General features: G+C 69.6%; 15 protein-coding genes. 8 read left to right on the top strand and 7 right to left on the bottom strand.

Going from position 1 to position 16,579, the window contains the following annotated elements:
- Positions 1-186 precede the first annotated feature (186 nt).
- From ACZ6X9_RS24935 to ACZ6X9_RS24915, 5 genes are all read left to right on the top strand, one after another.
- Entirely contained in the window at positions 187-963 is a 777-nt protein-coding gene (locus ACZ6X9_RS24935) for an FkbM family methyltransferase (RefSeq protein WP_469780218.1), read from the top strand.
- Positions 964-1,135: 172 nt separating this feature from the next.
- Positions 1,136-1,507 (top strand): hypothetical protein, encoded by a 372-nt coding sequence (locus ACZ6X9_RS24930; protein ID WP_469780217.1) that lies wholly within the window; start codon positions 1,136-1,138, stop codon positions 1,505-1,507.
- A gap of 7 nt (positions 1,508-1,514) precedes the next feature.
- Positions 1,515-2,504 (top strand): hypothetical protein, encoded by a 990-nt coding sequence (locus ACZ6X9_RS24925; RefSeq protein WP_469780216.1) that lies wholly within the window; start codon positions 1,515-1,517, stop codon positions 2,502-2,504.
- Positions 2,501-2,719 carry a hypothetical protein gene (locus ACZ6X9_RS24920; RefSeq protein WP_469780215.1) on the top strand — a complete coding sequence of 73 codons (219 nt, stop codon included), beginning with the start codon at positions 2,501-2,503 and terminating at the stop codon, positions 2,717-2,719. Before ACZ6X9_RS24925 ends, ACZ6X9_RS24920 begins: the two co-directional genes overlap by 4 nt.
- A 223-nt stretch (positions 2,720-2,942) precedes the next feature.
- Complete coding sequence (locus tag ACZ6X9_RS24915; RefSeq protein ID WP_469780214.1) at positions 2,943-3,497, top strand: hypothetical protein; 555 nt, start codon at positions 2,943-2,945, stop codon at positions 3,495-3,497.
- A 767-nt stretch (positions 3,498-4,264) separates the two neighbouring features.
- On the opposite strand, the gene ACZ6X9_RS24910 is transcribed toward ACZ6X9_RS24915, so the two are convergent.
- Complete coding sequence (locus ACZ6X9_RS24910; RefSeq protein WP_469780213.1) at positions 4,265-5,206, bottom strand: NADP-dependent oxidoreductase; 942 nt, start codon at positions 5,204-5,206, stop codon at positions 4,265-4,267.
- A gap of 158 nt (positions 5,207-5,364) precedes the next feature.
- On the opposite strand from ACZ6X9_RS24910, the gene ACZ6X9_RS24905 reads away from it, so the two are divergent.
- Positions 5,365-6,366 (top strand): GlxA family transcriptional regulator, encoded by a 1,002-nt coding sequence (locus ACZ6X9_RS24905; protein WP_469780212.1) that lies wholly within the window; start codon positions 5,365-5,367, stop codon positions 6,364-6,366.
- Positions 6,367-6,598: 232 nt separating this feature from the next.
- Here ACZ6X9_RS24905 and ACZ6X9_RS24900 read toward each other — a convergent pair whose 3' ends face one another.
- The gene (locus tag ACZ6X9_RS24900; protein WP_469780211.1) at positions 6,599-7,054 is read right to left on the bottom strand and encodes a MarR family winged helix-turn-helix transcriptional regulator; all 456 of its coding nucleotides are present in this window, start codon (positions 7,052-7,054) and stop codon (positions 6,599-6,601) included.
- 96 nt (positions 7,055-7,150) lie between these two features.
- Here ACZ6X9_RS24900 and ACZ6X9_RS24895 point away from each other — a divergent pair, with 96 nt between their 5' ends.
- Positions 7,151-7,669 carry a phenolic acid decarboxylase gene (locus tag ACZ6X9_RS24895; RefSeq protein ID WP_469780210.1) on the top strand — a complete coding sequence of 173 codons (519 nt, stop codon included), beginning with the start codon at positions 7,151-7,153 and terminating at the stop codon, positions 7,667-7,669.
- A 349-nt stretch (positions 7,670-8,018) separates the two neighbouring features.
- The gene (locus ACZ6X9_RS24890; protein ID WP_469780365.1) at positions 8,019-9,839 is read left to right on the top strand and encodes a S9 family peptidase; all 1,821 of its coding nucleotides are present in this window, start codon (positions 8,019-8,021) and stop codon (positions 9,837-9,839) included.
- Positions 9,840-9,882: 43 nt separating this feature from the next.
- On the opposite strand, the gene ACZ6X9_RS24885 is transcribed toward ACZ6X9_RS24890, so the two are convergent.
- The 5 genes from ACZ6X9_RS24885 to ACZ6X9_RS24865 all read right to left on the bottom strand — a co-directional run bounded on the left by ACZ6X9_RS24885 (position 9,883) and on the right by ACZ6X9_RS24865 (position 15,950).
- Positions 9,883-10,863, bottom strand: coding sequence for an SURF1 family protein (locus ACZ6X9_RS24885; protein WP_469780209.1), 981 nt, complete (start codon positions 10,861-10,863; stop codon positions 9,883-9,885).
- Between the two features lie 237 nt (positions 10,864-11,100).
- Positions 11,101-12,459: a hypothetical protein gene (locus ACZ6X9_RS24880; protein ID WP_469780208.1), complete on the bottom strand. Its 1,359-nt coding sequence runs from the start codon at positions 12,457-12,459 to the stop codon at positions 11,101-11,103.
- The gene (locus tag ACZ6X9_RS24875; protein WP_469780364.1) at positions 12,456-13,067 is read right to left on the bottom strand and encodes a SigE family RNA polymerase sigma factor; all 612 of its coding nucleotides are present in this window, start codon (positions 13,065-13,067) and stop codon (positions 12,456-12,458) included. Before ACZ6X9_RS24875 ends, ACZ6X9_RS24880 begins: the two co-directional genes overlap by 4 nt.
- Positions 13,068-14,191: 1,124 nt before the next feature.
- A complete protein-coding gene (locus ACZ6X9_RS24870; protein ID WP_152263168.1) occupies positions 14,192-15,463 on the bottom strand; it encodes an aspartate kinase in 1,272 nt (423 codons plus the stop codon).
- Positions 15,464-15,695: 232 nt separating this feature from the next.
- Positions 15,696-15,950, bottom strand: a complete 255-nt coding sequence (locus tag ACZ6X9_RS24865) for a hypothetical protein (RefSeq protein WP_469780207.1) — start codon at positions 15,948-15,950, stop codon at positions 15,696-15,698.
- Between the last annotated feature and the right edge of the window lie 629 nt (positions 15,951-16,579).

Raw genomic sequence — 16,579 nt, 5'->3', positions numbered from 1 at the left:
CCGCCGTGGCGTGCCTTGCTGGCAGCAGCCCGCTGCTATGTGCGGTACGGCCCGGGCACCGTGCTGAAGCGAGCGCTCCTGCGGGAATGGCTCGACGTCGGACTCCGTCAAAACCCGGCCGCGGCCAAGACGGTCACCACCCGGTACGGGTTTCGCGTCCGAATCCGTACGACGGAAGACCTCATCATGAGGTCGCTCTACACGTCGGGATGCTGGGAGCCGGTCATCTCCGCCTTCATCGCTTCACGGCTGAAGCCGGGCGACGGCTTCCTCGATATCGGAGCGAACCTCGGCTACTACACCGTCATGGCCTCACGACTCGTCGGCCCGGACGGCACCGTGGTGGCCATCGAACCGGCGCCGGCTCTCCACGCCGAACTCCAGGCGAACACCGCCCTGAACCACTGCGAGAACGTCCGTACCGTCCGCGCTGCCGTCACCGCTTCTCGGGGCGACGTGATCCTCTACGTCCCCCACACGGGCAACCTCGGCGCCACGACCATGGTCAAGCCGAACCACCACGAACGCCGGCTGACCGTCCCCGGTCTCCCCCTGGCGGACGCCGTCTCAACCGCGGAGCTCCAACAGGCCCGGATCATCAAGGTAGACGTGGAGGGAGCCGAGGGCACGGTACTGGACGGCCTCGCCGAACTCCTGCACCTCCAACGGCCGGACTGCGAGATCGTCGTCGAACTCAGCCCGGCCCGCCTGGCGGCCGGCGGTCGAACGGTCGACGAGGTCCTGGCCCCGTTCCTCCACCACGGCCTGCATCCGTACCGCCTGGTGAACTCGTACATGCCCGAGGACTACCCGATGATGCTGCGCCTGCCGCCCGCCCCTGTCCGGATCCGGGGCCCGATCACGACCCAGACGGACGTCGTTCTGTCCCGCGTCGACAACGACAACCTCGCCCTGTCACGGGCCCGTGGAGCACTGACGGTGCGTCGTCTGACGTCCAACTAACAAGTCGGCCCCCCTGAGTACACCGGTCCGACCGCAGGTTAAGGATCCGTATGAGGGAACGGATCCGTTCCTGACCTTAACGAGCATCTCAGTACGGTCAACTGTGGTGTACACGCACCTCAGAACGGAAAGCTTGCAGCGGAAGCAGTATACGGGAGAGAGGTAGATACGCATGTCAGTTTCCGGCAGATCACCGGACTTGGCGGTCCACGCCGACGACCTCGGCAGGATCGGCCACGAGGCTTTCATCCTGCAAGAACGTCTCCGTAAAGCCGGGGATGTAGGCCGTGGCACCGAAGGCGGTGGCTCGACCCACTCTGCGGCCGGAGAGCTGAAGCGGCACAATTTCGCCATTGGCGACGCCCTGACCACCACACTCCACAAATGGGAGTCACAGGTGACCAGCTTGCGCCAAGCGTGCGCAACGATATCCGACCACCTGGACTTCTCGGCCACTTCGAGCACCGAAGAAGACGCCAAGCTGGCCCACTCATTCGGCGGGCGACCGGCAACTGGCTCCGACATTTTGAAGTACTTCAAGTAGGTGCTCCGTGGGAAAGCTGACATACGCAGACGTCACCGGAGTCAGGCTGGACAGCCTGAATCGCGCAGTTTCGGACTGGAAGGAAATCGCCAATCAACTGAGCGAGGTGGCACGAGCCGCACGTGATGGCATGCTCAGGGAAGCGGAGAGAGCCAAGTGGGCCGGCGTGAACTCTGACGTCACAAGAGAAGTGATACGAAAGACAGTCAAGGAATTCGACGACGCTCACGTCGAAGCGACGAGCATCTGCAACTGTCTGGAACAGGCATATACCGATCTCGCTGCTGTCCGCGAGAGCATCCTCGGTGCCGTTGAGGCCGCGAAGAAGACCGTCGTGGTCATAGACAACCGCGACGGTACGGTCAGATGCGAGTTCCCCATGTGCACTGCCGGGGACGCCCAGCCAAGCCCAGCGGACCGGGAAGGCAAGCAACGGCTGGAAGATTTCATCAACGAACTTCTCTCCCAGGCGCGGGACATCGACGAAGGAGCATCGCAGGCTCTCAGAAAGAGCCACGGAGGCGAAGCTCACAACTTCGGCCACGTCAAATACGAATCGCTTGACGATGTCAGGAAAGAACAGAAAGACCGCAGAGTGTCTCTCGACATCGACGACGCGCCCAAGCAGTTCGGCGGCGGCACCCTGAAACCTGCGGCAGAGTTCCTCAGCTATCGGTCTTGGATGAACAGCGCGGATTCGGCGCTGCACGGCGACTTCGGCAAGGCGTGGGATTACTTTTTGGGAGGCGCGCCATCCGCTGCAGGGGGAGAGGCCAGCAAGGGGATGGAAAAGTACAAGGGGGGAGGGGGAAGGCACAGAAAACCATCCCCCATGAACCGGCTGGGGCGGGTAGGAGGCAAAGTATTCGGTTTTCCCGTCGCTCTAGTGGCGACCGGGATCGATTTCTATTACACCCCGCCGGGAGGAAACAAGGAGAAGGGTGACACCCGGGTAGTCGCACCACGGGAACCCGGGCGCGTGGAGTACAAGCCATGACCAAGCATCAGAGTCAGGGCCCTCGCCGGAGACCCGGAAACCTGTCATCACGCATGCTCATCCTCGGGATCTGCGCTTCCGTCGGCGGCATTGCGGGTTCGGTCCGTGCCATCGGCCGAGGCGACGGAGTGCTCGTCGTCCTGGCGCTGATGGCTGTCGGCTTGTTGGGGGCTGGCCTCGCGGTCGCTTACGTCATGGACTACGCAAAGCGGTGACCACCCAAGGCGGACGGGCTCAATCCCCGTGTACGGTCCGGCGCCTTGATGGCTGAAACAGCAGAGGTGTCACAGCAGTCACACCGTCACGCTCCTGCACATCGAGCGACGGTCGACCACCAACCCCTGCAGTGTTTCAGCCATTTGGCACGCTCCGATCCGTTTGCTCCGCCCGGCCTGCAATCCTCAAAGTCGTCAGAACGACTTGGGGAGGGCCGGCCCGGTGGAGAACAGCGAGCAACTGGTGACAATCGCTGCCGTGCTCCTGGGCGCGGTGACCACCCACCTGGCCAACCACAGAATGGAGAAGCAGCGGCACCGCCAGACCCTCCAGACCCGCTGGGACGCCAAGAAGCTGGACGCCTACGCGCACTACATCGACCAGATGCGCGCCTGCATCTTCATAGCGGTGCACCTCTACCACCACCGCGAGGGGATACGCCCCAGTGATCAGTCCGAGCCGGAGATCAGAGCAGAGATGTCCGAGGCCGGCCGCCTCCGCGGCCGAGCCTTCGAACGCGTCATGCTCCTGGGCGGCGACGTCGTCGTCGAAGCGGCCCACGACCTCAACGCCATCGCCCTCAAAATCGACTGGCAGGCCACAGGCGAAACCACCGGCACCCTGGAAGAGTGGCGCGCACTCCACCGGGCCACCTTCAAGGCCATCAACGCCTTTCACGAAGCAGCCCGCAAAGACCTCGGCGTCCAAGGCCGCGTCACCGGCGACAGCCACCCGGAGCGAGACCTGCTGCTACCGCCCACCCGCAGAGGAGAATGACCCATGAAGTGCCTCGCTGACCAACTGCCGGTGCGACCGAACCCAAAATGCCTGCGATGACCGCTTTGCCGGAATCTCAACTAGTGAGTAAAAACTGGCCCCTCGTCCGCTAAACCCGCAGGTGGCGGCCTGTGGTCCCCGCGCACGCGGGGGTGGTCCCAAAGAGTTCTTCACCTATCAGCCTACGTTTCTGTGGTCCCCGCGCACGCGGGGGTGGTCCCTCGTGAGGCAACCCCAGGCAGGTACGTCCCCCGTGGTCCCCGCGCACGCGGGGGTGGTCCCCGGGTGCTGCCCGGCCAAGTCGCCGATCACCGGTGGTCCCCGCGGTTCGCCCGCCTCTACGAGATCAACCGGGTGGTCCCCGCGCACGCGGGGGTGGTCCCAACAGCCGCCCGTACCTGCGCGGTGTCCACAAGTGGTCCCCGCGCACGCGGGGTGACCCCAGAGCCCCACCACCGAAATGTTGGGAGAATCCTGGGAGAGGATCTACCTCACCGCACCCAATTAGGCCAAGCCAAAACACCCCAGCCCGAGTCTCTGAGCTGCGCTGCACGCCACACCCCTGGATCCTCTGCTGCCCGAACCTCGTTCGGGACGAAGAGGTCGTGGGTTCAAATCCCGCCACCCCGACTTGGTTGCACCAGGTCAGAGGCCTGATCCACTTAGTGGATCAGGCCTCTGCCAGTTGTGCGTGGTGCCTGTGTGATTACGGAGGTTCCACGCGGGAGAACTCCCTTACCCGTCGCCGGACAGGTACCCGTCTCCGGTCAGGAAGTGACGGTGAGGACAATCTTGCCGGTGGTGTGACCGGCCTCACCTATCCTGTGCGCCTCGGCGGCTTCCTCCAAGGGGAAGACCTTGTCGATGACTACGCGCAGCCGCCCGTCTTCCACCAGGGAGGCGATCTCCCGCAGCGCCGCGTGGTCCGGCTCGACAAGCATGAACACCGCTCGCACGCCGGCTGCTTCGGCTTCCCGGTAGGGGAAGGTGTCGTCGAGGGGCAGGAGCGAGACGAGCGTGCCGCCCGGGCGCAGCGTGCGTAGGGACCGGGTCCAGTTGGAGCCTCCGACGGGGTCCAGGACGATGTCGACGTCGCGGAGCGTCTCGGTGAAGTCCCGGGTGCGGTAGTCGATCAGTTCGTCGGCGCCCAGCGAGTACAGCAACTCGTGTTTGGCGGCGCCGGCGGTGCCGATGACGTACGCCCCGCGGGCCTTGGCGATCTGCACGGCCAGGTGGCCGACTCCTCCTGCGGCCGCGTTGACCAGCACTCGCCGGCCGGGCCGGACGTCCGCGGTGTCGACCAGGGCCTGCCAAGCGGTCAGCGCCGCCAAGGGCAGAGCGCCGGCCTGGACGTGGGTGAGGCCTTGGGGACGCGGGGCGAAGTGCCGGGCCGGAGCGGCGACATACTCGGCGTAGGCCCCCGCCGGGTGCGGGAACCGCGGCATCCCGAACACCTCGTCACCGGGCCGGAAGAGGGTCACACCGTCGCCGACGGCCTCGACCACCCCGGCGACGTCGAAGCCGAGCGTGAACGGTGGCCTGGCACCGTCGGCGAACACGCCCCGCGCGCGGGTCTTCCAGTCCGCCGGGTTCACGCCCGCCGCGTGCACCCGGACCAGGATCTCGCCCCGGCCCGGCACCGGCCGTGGCATCCGAACGAGCCTGAGGACGTCCGGGCCGCCGGCGGCGTCCTGAGAGAGGGCTCGCATGGTCGCGGAGGGAGAGGTCGGATGCATGAGGGCGTTGCTCTTTTCAGCAGTGGGCTTCTTGTGAGGGGTGCGCCGGTCTTCCCGGGCCGCCCTCAGCCTCCCCGGCCGGCCCACCTCCGAGTAGTGGCCCGATGGTCATGAAGTGAAAGAATCGGGCCATGCACCGCGTCGGCGTTCTGGCCCTGGACGGCGTCGTCCCCTTCGAGCTCGGCATCCCGGCCCGGATCTTCGGCGCCGCCCGTGACGCCACGGGCAACCGGCTTTACTCCGTGGCCACCTGCAGTGTGGACGGCCAACCCGTCCGGGCGGAGGCCGATTACCGGCTCGCCGTCTCCCACGATGCGCACTTGCTGGCCACGGTCGACACCGTCGTCATCCCGCCCTCCCACGCACTGGGCCCCATCCGTGAAGAGGGGCGTCTGCCCGCCCCGCTGCGCGAGGCGCTGACCGCCATCCGGCCGGGAACCCGAATCGTGGCGATTTGCACCGGTGCGTACGTGCTGGCCGCTGCCGGGCTGCTCGACGGCCGCCCCGCCACCACACACTGGCGCGAGGCCGACCGCCTGCAGCGCATGTTCACCTCCGTACGCATCGACCCCGACGTCCTCTTTGTCGACGACGGTGAGATTCTCACCTCCGCCGGGGTGGCCGCCGGCATCGACCTGTGCCTGCACATCGTCCGCCGCGACCACGGCAGCGACGTCGCCAACGAGGTCGGCCGCTCCTGCGTCGTACCGCCCTGGCGTGACGGCGGTCAGGCCCAGTACATCCGGCGCCCCGTGCCCGCCCCCTCCACCCACAGCACCTCCCCCACTCAGGCATGGGCCATGGAGCGTCTTGCCGACCCCCTCACGCTGGCCGACATGGCCACCCACGCCAACGTCAGCGTGCGGACCTTCACCCGCCGGTTCCGCGACGAGGTCGGCACCAGCCCCGGTAAGTGGCTCGTCCGGCAGCGCGTCGACCTGGCCCGGCGCCTGTTGGAGACCACCGACTGGCCCGTCGACCTGATCGCGGAACGGGTCGGATTCGGCACCGGCGTCTCCCTACGCCGGCACCTTCACGCCGCCGTCGGCGTCACGCCCCAGGCGTACCGCCGCACCTTCCGTCCCCCGCTCGGCGGCGGATCGGCACGGGAGCGGCGCGCACCTCAAGGGTGACCTCGCACTGTCCATGGCACCGCCGGTCTCCGGGCAGCCCCGTGCGCCGGCGCCGGAAGCACACCTCGTGCTCTCCCGGCCCGCGCGGGCGGCGTTCGCGAATGCCGTCCGACGGGCTTCCGGTTCGGCCACTACCTCCGTACCGCGTGACGCGCCGCAGCTCACCACGCTGACCCATTCGGACCGGGCACGAGTCGCGGACGTCCGGACCGCCCGGACCTCCCGGAACCCTTCAGGCCCGGCGGCGGTCGGGCCCGTCCTGCCGTTCCAGGATGACCAGCAGGTCGGTCAGGGCGGGCAGGGCTTCGTCGATGGCCTGGCGGCGAGTCGGCGGCAGAGCGTCGAGGGCCCGGCGCAGGGCCGCGGTGCTGGTGCGGTCGTAGCGGTCCAGCATGTCGAGTGCGCGTGGGGTGGCGGACAGGTGGACCGTGCGCAGATCGGTGGCGGACGGGGTGCGCTCGACCAGTTCCGCGGTGGTCATGGTGCGGACGAGGTTGCTGATCGTGGAGGGCGCGGCGCGTAGGCGTACGGCAGCCTCCCGAGGGGTGATGCCGCCCGTTTCGGCGAGTACGCGCAGCAGCTCGATCTGCGCTTCCGGAAGGTCGGGGAGCCCTTCCGAGCGGCGGGTGCGCAGCACGGCGCGGCGCAGGGGGCCGAGCAGGCGCCCGAGCTCTGTCGCGGTGTCCATGTCTCCCATTGTGCCGTGACACCTGTTTTGCATCAAACATGTTTTGTTGCAAAATGAAGTTGTCCACTTCGTTCGCAACTCCCTTGGAGGCAGATCATGGGCACTCTCAGTGACCTCATTCCGGCGCAGGACCTCTCCGGGATCGTCGGCCACCGCTTCGTCTACACGTATGCCAACGGCTGGCAGTACGAGATGTACGTGAAGAACGACCACACCATCGACTACCGCATTCACAGCGGTCACGTCGGCGGCCGCTGGGTGAAGGACCAGGAAGTCGACCTCGTTCAGCTCGACGAGGACAGCTACAAGGTCTCCTGGACGGAGCCCACCGGCACCTCGGTCGCCGTCAATGTCATGCCGGGCAAGCGTCGCCTGCACGGCGTGATCTTCTTCCCGGACTGGATCCGGCAGCACGGCGAACGGACCGTCTGCTTCCAGAACGACCACTTGGACGAGATGCGCGCCTACCGCGACGCCGGGCCGACCTACCCCATCTACGTCGTCCCGGAGTTCGCCCGCATCACCCTGTTCGAGTACGTCGGCGCGGACGACGACTCGGTCGTCTCGGTGGCACCTGGTGATCTTCCGGAGGGCTGGACCGAGCGCGTCGGCTGACCGGCCGGCGCCCCGACACGGCCGGCGGCGACCCTCGCCCGAGGTTCGGCAGCCACCACTCCTTCCCCGTACGGGAGTTGAGCGAAGCGAGGGTCTCATCAGGCCCGGCCGGGCCCCATGTCGTCGGTGTCTCGTCCATGCCCCCACTATGAGTCGCACCACTGACAGCCCGCGGCGAAACACCCCACAAACGGCCGCATCGGAAGGACAATCACCCGCCAGGGGCACGGAGTTATGCACAAGCGGGAGGTTGTCCACAGACTCGGTGCCGTCCGGGCCGGATGTCGGTGGTTCGGCGCAGAATGGGGTCATGACTGAGAGCAACGGGGCCCTGCGGGGCGACGAGTCCATGCCCGACTGGGAAAAGCGCTTCCGGGCGCCCCGCACGGGGCTGCCCGGATGGGCGGAAGAGGCACCCGACCGCTCGCTGTTCACGTCCAACGCGACAGGCACCTACGAGGTGTACGCGTGGGACCGGGCGAGCGGCGAGCAGCGGCAGGTGACGGACCGCCCCAACGGCACCACGGGCGGGGTACTGACACCGGACGGCGAGTGGATCTGGTGGTTCTCGGACACGGACGGCGACGAGTTCGGCGTCTGGATGCGGCAGCCCTTCCACGGCGGCGCGGACGAGCCGGCGGTGCCCGGCCTGGAGCCCTCCTACCCGAACGGCCTGGCCCTGGGCCGGGACGGCACGGCGGTGATCGGCCGGTCCACCGACAAGTCCGGCTCGTCGGTCCACGTGGCGCGGCCGGGCGCCGGGCCGATGGAGATCTACCGGCACGACGAGTCGGCCGTGGTCGCCGGGCTCTCGTACGACAGCACCCTGATCGCGGTCGAGCACACCGAGCACGGCGACGCCATGCACTCGGCGGTCCGGATCCTCCGCCTGGACGGCACGACCGTGGCCGAGCTGGACGACACCCAGGGCGGCACCCAGGAGCTCGGGCTGTCGGTGACGGGCTTCTCTCCCGTCCCCGGCGACTCCCGGCTGCTCCTCGGGCACCAGCGGCGCGGCCGGTGGGAGCCCCTCCTGTGGGACGCGGTCACCGGGGAGGAGACGGTGATATCCCTCGACCTCCCGGGCGACCTGGAGGCCGACTGGTACCCCGACGGTTCGGCCCTGCTCATCGAGCACAGCCACCACGCGCGCAGCGAGCTGTGGCGCTACGACCTGACGGACGGCTCCCTGAGCCGCCTGGAGACCCCCTCGGGCACGGTGTCCGGTGCCATGGCACGCCCCGACGGATCGGTCGAGTTCCTCTGGTCCTCGGCGGAGAAGCCTCCCGTGGTCCGTTCGACGGCGGGGCACGTGGTGCTGGAGGCGCCGTCCGGGGCGAACGGTGTGATCCGGGCGCCCGAGTCGGTCCCGGTGGAGGACATATGGGTGGACGGGCCCGGCGGCAGGGTGCACGCCCTGTTGCAGAAGCCGGCGGGCGAGGGCCCCTTCCCGACGGTCTTCGAGATCCACGGCGGACCCACCTGGCACGACAGCGACGCCTTCGCCGCGGGCCCGGCGGCCTGGGTCGACCACGGCTTCGCGGTCGTCCGGGTGAACTACCGCGGCTCCACCGGCTACGGCCGGGCGTGGACGGACGCGCTCAAGCACCGCGTCGGGCTGATCGAGCTGGAGGACATCGCCGCCGTCCGCGAGCACGTCGTCGCCTCCGGGCTCGCCGATCCGGAGAAGCTGGTGCTGTCGGGTGGCTCGTGGGGCGGGTACCTGACGCTGCTGGGGGTGGGCACGCAGCCGGACGCCTGGACGGTGGGCCTCGCCGCCGTTCCCGTCGCGGACTACGTCACCGCGTACGAGGACGAGATGGAAGCGCTGAAGGCCCTCGACCGCACCCTCCTGGGCGGTACCCCCGAGGAGGTGCCGGAGCGCTTCGCCGCCTCGTCGCCCCTCACCTACGTGGACGCGGTCCGGGCGCCGGTCTACATCTCGGCCGGGGTGAACGACCCCCGCTGCCCCATACGCCAGGTGGAGAACTACGTGCGGCGGCTGGAGGAGCGCGGTCACCCGCACGAGGTGTACCGGTACGACGCCGGCCACGGCTCGCTGGTCGTGGAGGAGCGGATCAAGCAGGTCCGGCTGGAGATCGCTTTCGCGGAGCGCCACCTGGGGCTGCGGGACGACCGTCCGGAGCACCGGAGTCCCGCTCCGGCGTGACGCCCGACAAGGGCAGCGGCGGGGACGCCTCCGGCGGCGGTTCCTACTCCGGCGCCGAATCCTGTTCGGCAGCGGAGCCCCGCCCGGTCGCCGGGATCCGGACGGCCGCCTGGGTTCGAACGGCCGCCGGGGCCTGGCCGACGGCGGGTCGGCCGGCCGCGGGTCGGCCGGCCTCGGGTTCCTTCCCGGCCGCAGACGGCTGAACGGCCACCGGAGCCGGAGCCGGGACGGTGGCACCGACCGGGCCCGGGTCCGGTGCGAGGCCCAGTGCCGCGTCCCGCGCGGCCTCGACCTCGCGCCGGAACAGCCGGAACCACATGAAGAGCACGAAGCCTACGAAGACGAACCACTCACCGGTGTAACCGAGGTTCTGAAACGCCTTGAGGTCCAGGCCTGTGTTGGGCGCGGCGGCCGGGGGCACCGGGGTCAGCGGAGCCGGTGCGTCCGTCGCCGTGATCCAGGCGTCGTACACCGGGTAAGGAAGGAGGTTGACCAGTGAGGCCGCGCTGATCACGCCCAACTGGCCGGTGGGCAGGCCGCCGGTGCGAACGCCCTTCGACGTCGCGCTCTCCGACGACTGGAGCGCGCCGGCGACGGTGACCCGGCCGGGCGGCGGGGCGGGCACCTTGGCCGTGTCGGCCTTGGAACCGGCGTCGCCGGACACCCAGCCCCGGACCACGGGCAGCGCCTTGCCGTCGTCGGTGCGCAGCGGCGTCAGGACGTAGAAGCCCTTGCGTTCGTCGAGGTCCCGGTCGGGCACGAGGAGCTGGTGCTCGGTGTCATAGCGGCCGGTGGCGCTGGCCTTGCGCCCCGAAGTCTCCGTCGTCACCGGCAGCAGGTCGCGCAACGGCGTGGCGGCGGCGCGGCGCGCCTCGTCGGCCTGGGTCTGCTGTTCGTGGTGCGAGTCGACGCGGGTCTCGAAGCGACCGAGCTGCCAACTGCCCATGAAGAGGCAGAAGGGGATGGCCAGCACGGCGAAGACGTTGATCCCCCACCAGCGAGGAGTCAGCAGGAACCGGTACACGCCCCCACGGTACGGGGAACGCGGAGCGTGACGGCAGGCGGCCCTGGGATTGGGCGCGCCCCTCGGGCCGGCTCGGGGCCTGCGCCGCCGGGGCCGCGCGAGCCGGGCTACGTGGACGGGGGCCTACGTATGCGGGCCGGAACGGGACACGCGGGCGGCGCCTACGCGGGCCGGGCCTACGCGGACGGGACCTGCCCAGGCCGGGTCTACGCGGACGGGACCTACCCCGGGCCGGGCCTACGCGGGCGGGGTCGCGGCCGGGAGGGGGCCCGTGTGGTAGACGGTCCCGGCGCACGCGTCGGGGATCCGGGCCTCCGCCGCGGCCGGATCGCCGGCCACCGGGATGTTGGTGAGGGTGACGCTGCCTGTCGGCGCCGGCGGGGCGGGCGACTCGGACGGCACGACGGCGGGTGAGGAGGGTGCCGGTGCGGTGGTGGTGGTAGGCGCTTCGGCGACTCGTCCGGTGGCCTTGGTGGGGGCTCCGGCGGCGGGAGGCGAGGTGGGTGCGCTGCCGCCGGACTTGGTACAGCCCGACGTTCCGCCGGCCGCGGCCGGGACCCAGGCGAACTTCACCTCATAGGCCTGTCCCGGCCGGAGGAGCACCGCGCGGGGTGCCCGCTCCGGGTCGGGGAGGCCGGCCGCCGGATCCCCGGTGGTGTGGTCCACGACGGAGATGCGCGCCTTCTGCGTGCCGCTTCCCGCCTGCGCGACGAGCTCTCCGGCACCCGTGACCGCGCAGGAGGCGTGCGAGACGTTGACGATGCGGAACGCGCCGTAGACCCGGCCCGCGGCGTCGGCGGTACCGACTTCCCCGGAGCCCTTGCCGAGCTGGGCACGGTCACAGGTGGGAGCGGCGGCGCTGAGCGTGACACCGGGGGTCGGAGAGGAGCTGCCGACGGTGTCGCTGGGGCGGTTCGGTTCCCGGCTCGTCCGTGCGGTGCCGCTGTCGCCACCGCTCGGCTGTTCGACGCGGTGTTCGCCACGGGCGGCCGTGCCGCCCCCGGGCCGTTCGGGGTCGGCGGGGTCGGCGGCACGTGTCGTGTCCCCGACCGTTTCTTCGGCGTGCCGGTGGCTGTTGGCGGCGTTGGCGGGGCGGTCGTCGGAGCCGGTGACCCCGACGGTGTCGGCGACGTGCATCAGGGCGGGCACCGCCGCTCCCAGCAACACCACCGCCGCCACGACACCGCCCAGCGCCTGGCGCCGACGAGTACGTCGGGCGGGTACGGCGCGATGGAGGTGCTCCAGCGCGCCGTCGGAAGGTGTGAGGTTCTCGACGGCGCCCCGCAGCATGCGGCGCAGCGCCTGTTCGTCCAGGGGCTGCGTCTGTTCGTCCAGGGGCCGCGTCTCTTCGTCCAGGGGCTGCGCACCAGGGGGCTGCCCGCAGGGAGGTCGCCCGCCTCGTGTGCCGTGTGGCGGTATGGGGCGTGGCTGCGCGTCGTGCGGCCGTATGTCTTGATACTGCTCGTTCACGTGCTGCTGTTCGTCCGGGTGATGCTGATCGTTCTGGTGCTGCTGATCGCTTTGATGCTGCTGCTCGTTTTGGTGCTGGCGGTGCTGGTCGTTCTGGTGCTGGTCGCCCGGGTTGGGGTGGTTCATGCCGGAGCCTCCATGGCGACACGGAGCGCGGCGATGCCTCGTGAGCCGTATGCCTTGACCGAGCCGAGCGAGAGGCCCAGCACCTCGGCCACCTGGGCCTCGGTCATGTCGGCGAAGTACCGCAGCACGAGTACCTCGCGCTGCCGGCGCTGCAGGCCGCGCATCGCCTTGATCAACTGGTCTCGCTCGAGCTGTTCGTACGCCCCCTCCTCGGCGCTCGCCATGTCGGGCATCGGCTTGGAGAGCAGCTTCAGCCCCAGGATGCGGCGGCGCAGCGCGGAGCGGGACAGGTTGACGACGGTCTGCCGCAGGTAGGCCAGGGTCTTTTCCGGATCGCGGACCCGGTTGCGGGCGGAATGCACGCGGATGAAAGCTTCCTGCACGACGTCCTCACAGGAGGCTGTGTCATCCAGGAGCAGGGCGGCCAGGCCGAGCAGTGACCGGTAGTGCGCCCGGTACGTCTCGGTGAGGTGATCGACGGTGGTGCCGACGGCCGTCGTGTCATTCATCGCCGTGTCAGTGCTCGGCGCGAGAGTCTGCCACGTCGCTTCCCGACGGTCTCCGACGCTCGGCCCGACGCCCTCCAGAGGTGCCGTGGCGTGCGGCAACGCGGCCGGCGGCGCGTGGTCCGCGATGGTCCGGATCTCGCCGGTCCGCGTGTCGACGGCCTGGCCCCGAGTGGGCTGGGTCGGGACGCGGGCCGTCGTCCGCTCCGCCGCGGGAGCCGGGGCTGCGGCAGAGGCGGGAGTGGGCTCCGAGTCCGGAGTGGCGGGCGCCGCGTCCGGAGAGGCCGACGTGGGAGGCCAGGGGGCGATCACCGGCATACCGCCCGCAGCACGCGTACGCGAGCGCGCTGCGACGCTTGCGCGCCTCGGGACCGTTGCGATGCTGATGACCTCTGCCACGCCTGTTGGACACGCTTCCCCCCACCAGGGTTGTACGCGCTCGGCCCCCCGGCCGCCGACGTGCCACGGACCGCCGCGCCGTGTGCCGCCATGCGTACCAGCCCTCCTCATGCCGCGAAACGCCCTGGTGCCCGGCTTCCTTGAGCGAAGGCGGCAGGCGAGCCCCCGCCGGAACACCGGTTCTGGCGCCGCTCCCGTGCCACCGTCGGTCAGGGACGGCGGGGAGCACACGGAACGGTGAGCACCTGCTCGGACGGGACGTCCGCGCAGTTCAAGGGGCCCGGACCAATGGCTTGATCACAGAACCTTCACACGTTCCCCAGTATTGCGGAGCACCCGTCCCCGCCGCCACGAGTTCGGCGATCCGGGGGCGGTGGGATACGGACCCGGTGCCACCGGACGCGCTCGCCGACCTTGTTCTCCGCCGGCCTCCACGCCGTCGACCTCCATGCCGTCGACCTCGCACCATCGGCTTCCACGCCGTCGGCCTCCACGCCGTCGGCCGGGGTAATGCCCATCGGCGGCGGGCCGGTTGGCACCGCCCACTGAGTCGGGCACGACGGACGAGCGCATCGTCACCCCGCGAGCCGCGCCCACGGTTGGTGCGGCCCGGCGATCGGTGTCACCCCGGCCACACGAAGCCGAGGCGACACCGATCGGACACCAGTGCCGATCAGACACCAATGCCGATCCGAAACCGACGCCGGTCAGGAACCGACGCCGGTCAAAGGCGGTCGCCGGCCCGAACCGGTGCCTGCCCGGAGACCACAGCCCCCAAGCGGACCAAGCGGCTCAAGCGGACCGACAGGACCAATCGAACCGACCGCTCAGCGTCCGGTCCCGCCGTACACGACCGCCTCGTCCGTGTCGCTGTCCAGACCGAACGCGGTGTGGACGGCCCGGACGGCCTCGTTCACGTCGTCGGCGCGCGTGACGACCGAGATGCGGATCTCGGAGGTCGAGATGAGCTCGATGTTCACGCCCGCGTTGGACAGCGCCTCGAAGAAGGCCGCCGTGACCCCCGGGTTGGTCTTCATGCCCGCGCCGACCAGCGAGATCTTGGCGATCTGGTCGTCGTACCGCAGGTGCTCGAAACCGACGCGGCCCTTGGTCTTCTCCAGCGCCTCGATCGCCTTGCGGCCCTCGGCCTTCGGCAGGGTGAAGGAGATGTCCGTCAGACCGGTGGCCGCCGCCGAGACGTTCTGCACCACCATGTCGATGTTGATCTCGGCGTCCGCGATGGCGCGGAAGATCGTCGCGGCCTCGCCCGGCTTGTCGGGCACCCCGACGACCGTGACCTTCGCCTCGGACGTGTCGTGTGCGACACCCGAGATGATCGCCTGCTCCACCGGCTGACCTCCTGGAGGCTCGTTGCTCACCCATGTGCCCTTGAGCCCCGAGAAGGACGACCGCACATGGATCGGGATGTTGTATCGGCGCGCGTACTCCACGCAGCGGTGCAGCAGCACCTTGGAACCGGAGCTCGCCAGCTCCAGCATGTCCTCGAACGAGATCCACTCGATCTTGCGCGCCTTCTTCACCACGCGCGGATCGGCGGTGAACACCCCGTCGACGTCCGTGTAGATCTCGCAGACCTCGGCGTCCAGCGCGGCGGCGAGGGCGACGGCGGTGGTGTCCGAACCGCCCCGGCCCAGCGTCGTGATGTCCTTCTTGTCCTGGGACACGCCCTGGAAGCCGGCCACGATCGCGATGTTGCCCGCGTCGACCGACTGCTGGATGCGCCCGGGCGTGACATCGATGATGCGCGCCTTGTTGTGGACCGAGTCCGTGATGACCCCGGCCTGACTGCCCGTGAACGACTGCGCCTCATGGCCGAGCGTTTTGATCGCCATGGCCAGCAGCGCCATGGAGATGCGCTCTCCGGCGGTCAGCAGCATGTCGAACTCTCGCCCGGCAGGGATCGGCGATACCTGCTCGGCGAGGTCGATCAGCTCATCCGTCGTGTCACCCATCGCGGAAACCACGACGACGACCTGGTGGCCGTTCTTCTTGGCTTCCACGATTCGCTTGGCAACCCGCTTGATGCCTTCGGCATCGGCAACGGAGGAGCCTCCGTACTTCTGCACGACAAGGCCCACGTGCGCTCCTCGCAGCTCTGTGTAATGCGGTCGGCTCAGTCTAACGAGCGGCGGGATCGCGCCCCCGGGGAGCCGCATGCTGAGACGTCAGCGACGGATTTCCGGCACGGTTCCGGGTGTGCCCGTAAGGGGCGCGGGAATTTCCGGAGAGCCCCTTACGGGAACTCCAGGGCGCCCCTTACGGAAAAACGGGAGCTTTTGCGGTGGGTGGCCCGTCACGGGCGTGGTTCTTCTACGAGCGTCTGCCGGTGGCGGCGCGGCCCGGTCCGGTGCGCCTGGAACGGAACTCGGAACGTGCCCGCACCACGCCCTGCCGGATGTGAGCCATCAGGTCGTCGAAGTCGTCGGGCAGCGGCTCGGTTTCCTCCGGTGCGCTGGGCGGGGACGCGCACGTCGCGCAGAGACCGTTGCCCGACTCGGTGGCCGCGTCGGTGCCGTGACAGTCGGCACAGGCGGTGTGGCTCCGGACGACGATCTCGGAGGCCAAGGGCAGCGGTGATGACGCGGTTGGGGATGACGACGCGGATGGGCGTGACGACGCGGATGAGGGTGTCGGCGGGGATGGGCGTGAGGGCGGGGGTGGGAGTGGGGCCGGTGGCGGGGGTTGGAGTGGGAGCGGCCGGAACGGGATGGGCGGCATCTTGCTCTCCAGCCGTTTCCGCAGCAGAGCGGCCGGGTTGTAGACCTCAGGCGGCAGTCCGGTCGTCAGGGCCGCCAGCAGTTGCTCCTTGGACACCTGGCGCTCCAGCCATTCGGTGGCAAGGGGTTCGAGGGCGGAGCAGTCGGCGGCGGACAGGGTCAGGCGCGGGTCCCGAATCCCGAGGGAGGCGAGGGCGCGGTACGCGCGGGAAGGGCGTGATGCGCGGGATGGGTAGGGCGGATGAGGTGGTTGGGGCGGTTGCGAGCAGCCGGGTGGATGGGCGGGGCGGCGAGGGGCGGGGGGTACGGGTTCGGTGTCCCCTACGGGCGTTGCCGCGCCTACGGGGTCGGGCTCCCCTAGGGGGTGGGACTCCCGTACGGCTCCGCAGTTCCCGGCCCCGGATTCCTCTACGGGCCCGAAGCGCCCTACGCTCCCGAACTCCCATCCGACCCCGGAGTCCCCTATGGCCCCGAACT

The sequence above is a fragment of the Streptomyces sp. NPDC052910 genome (genome assembly GCF_055585605.1).
This window is presented reverse-complemented; position numbering and strand designations above follow the sequence as displayed.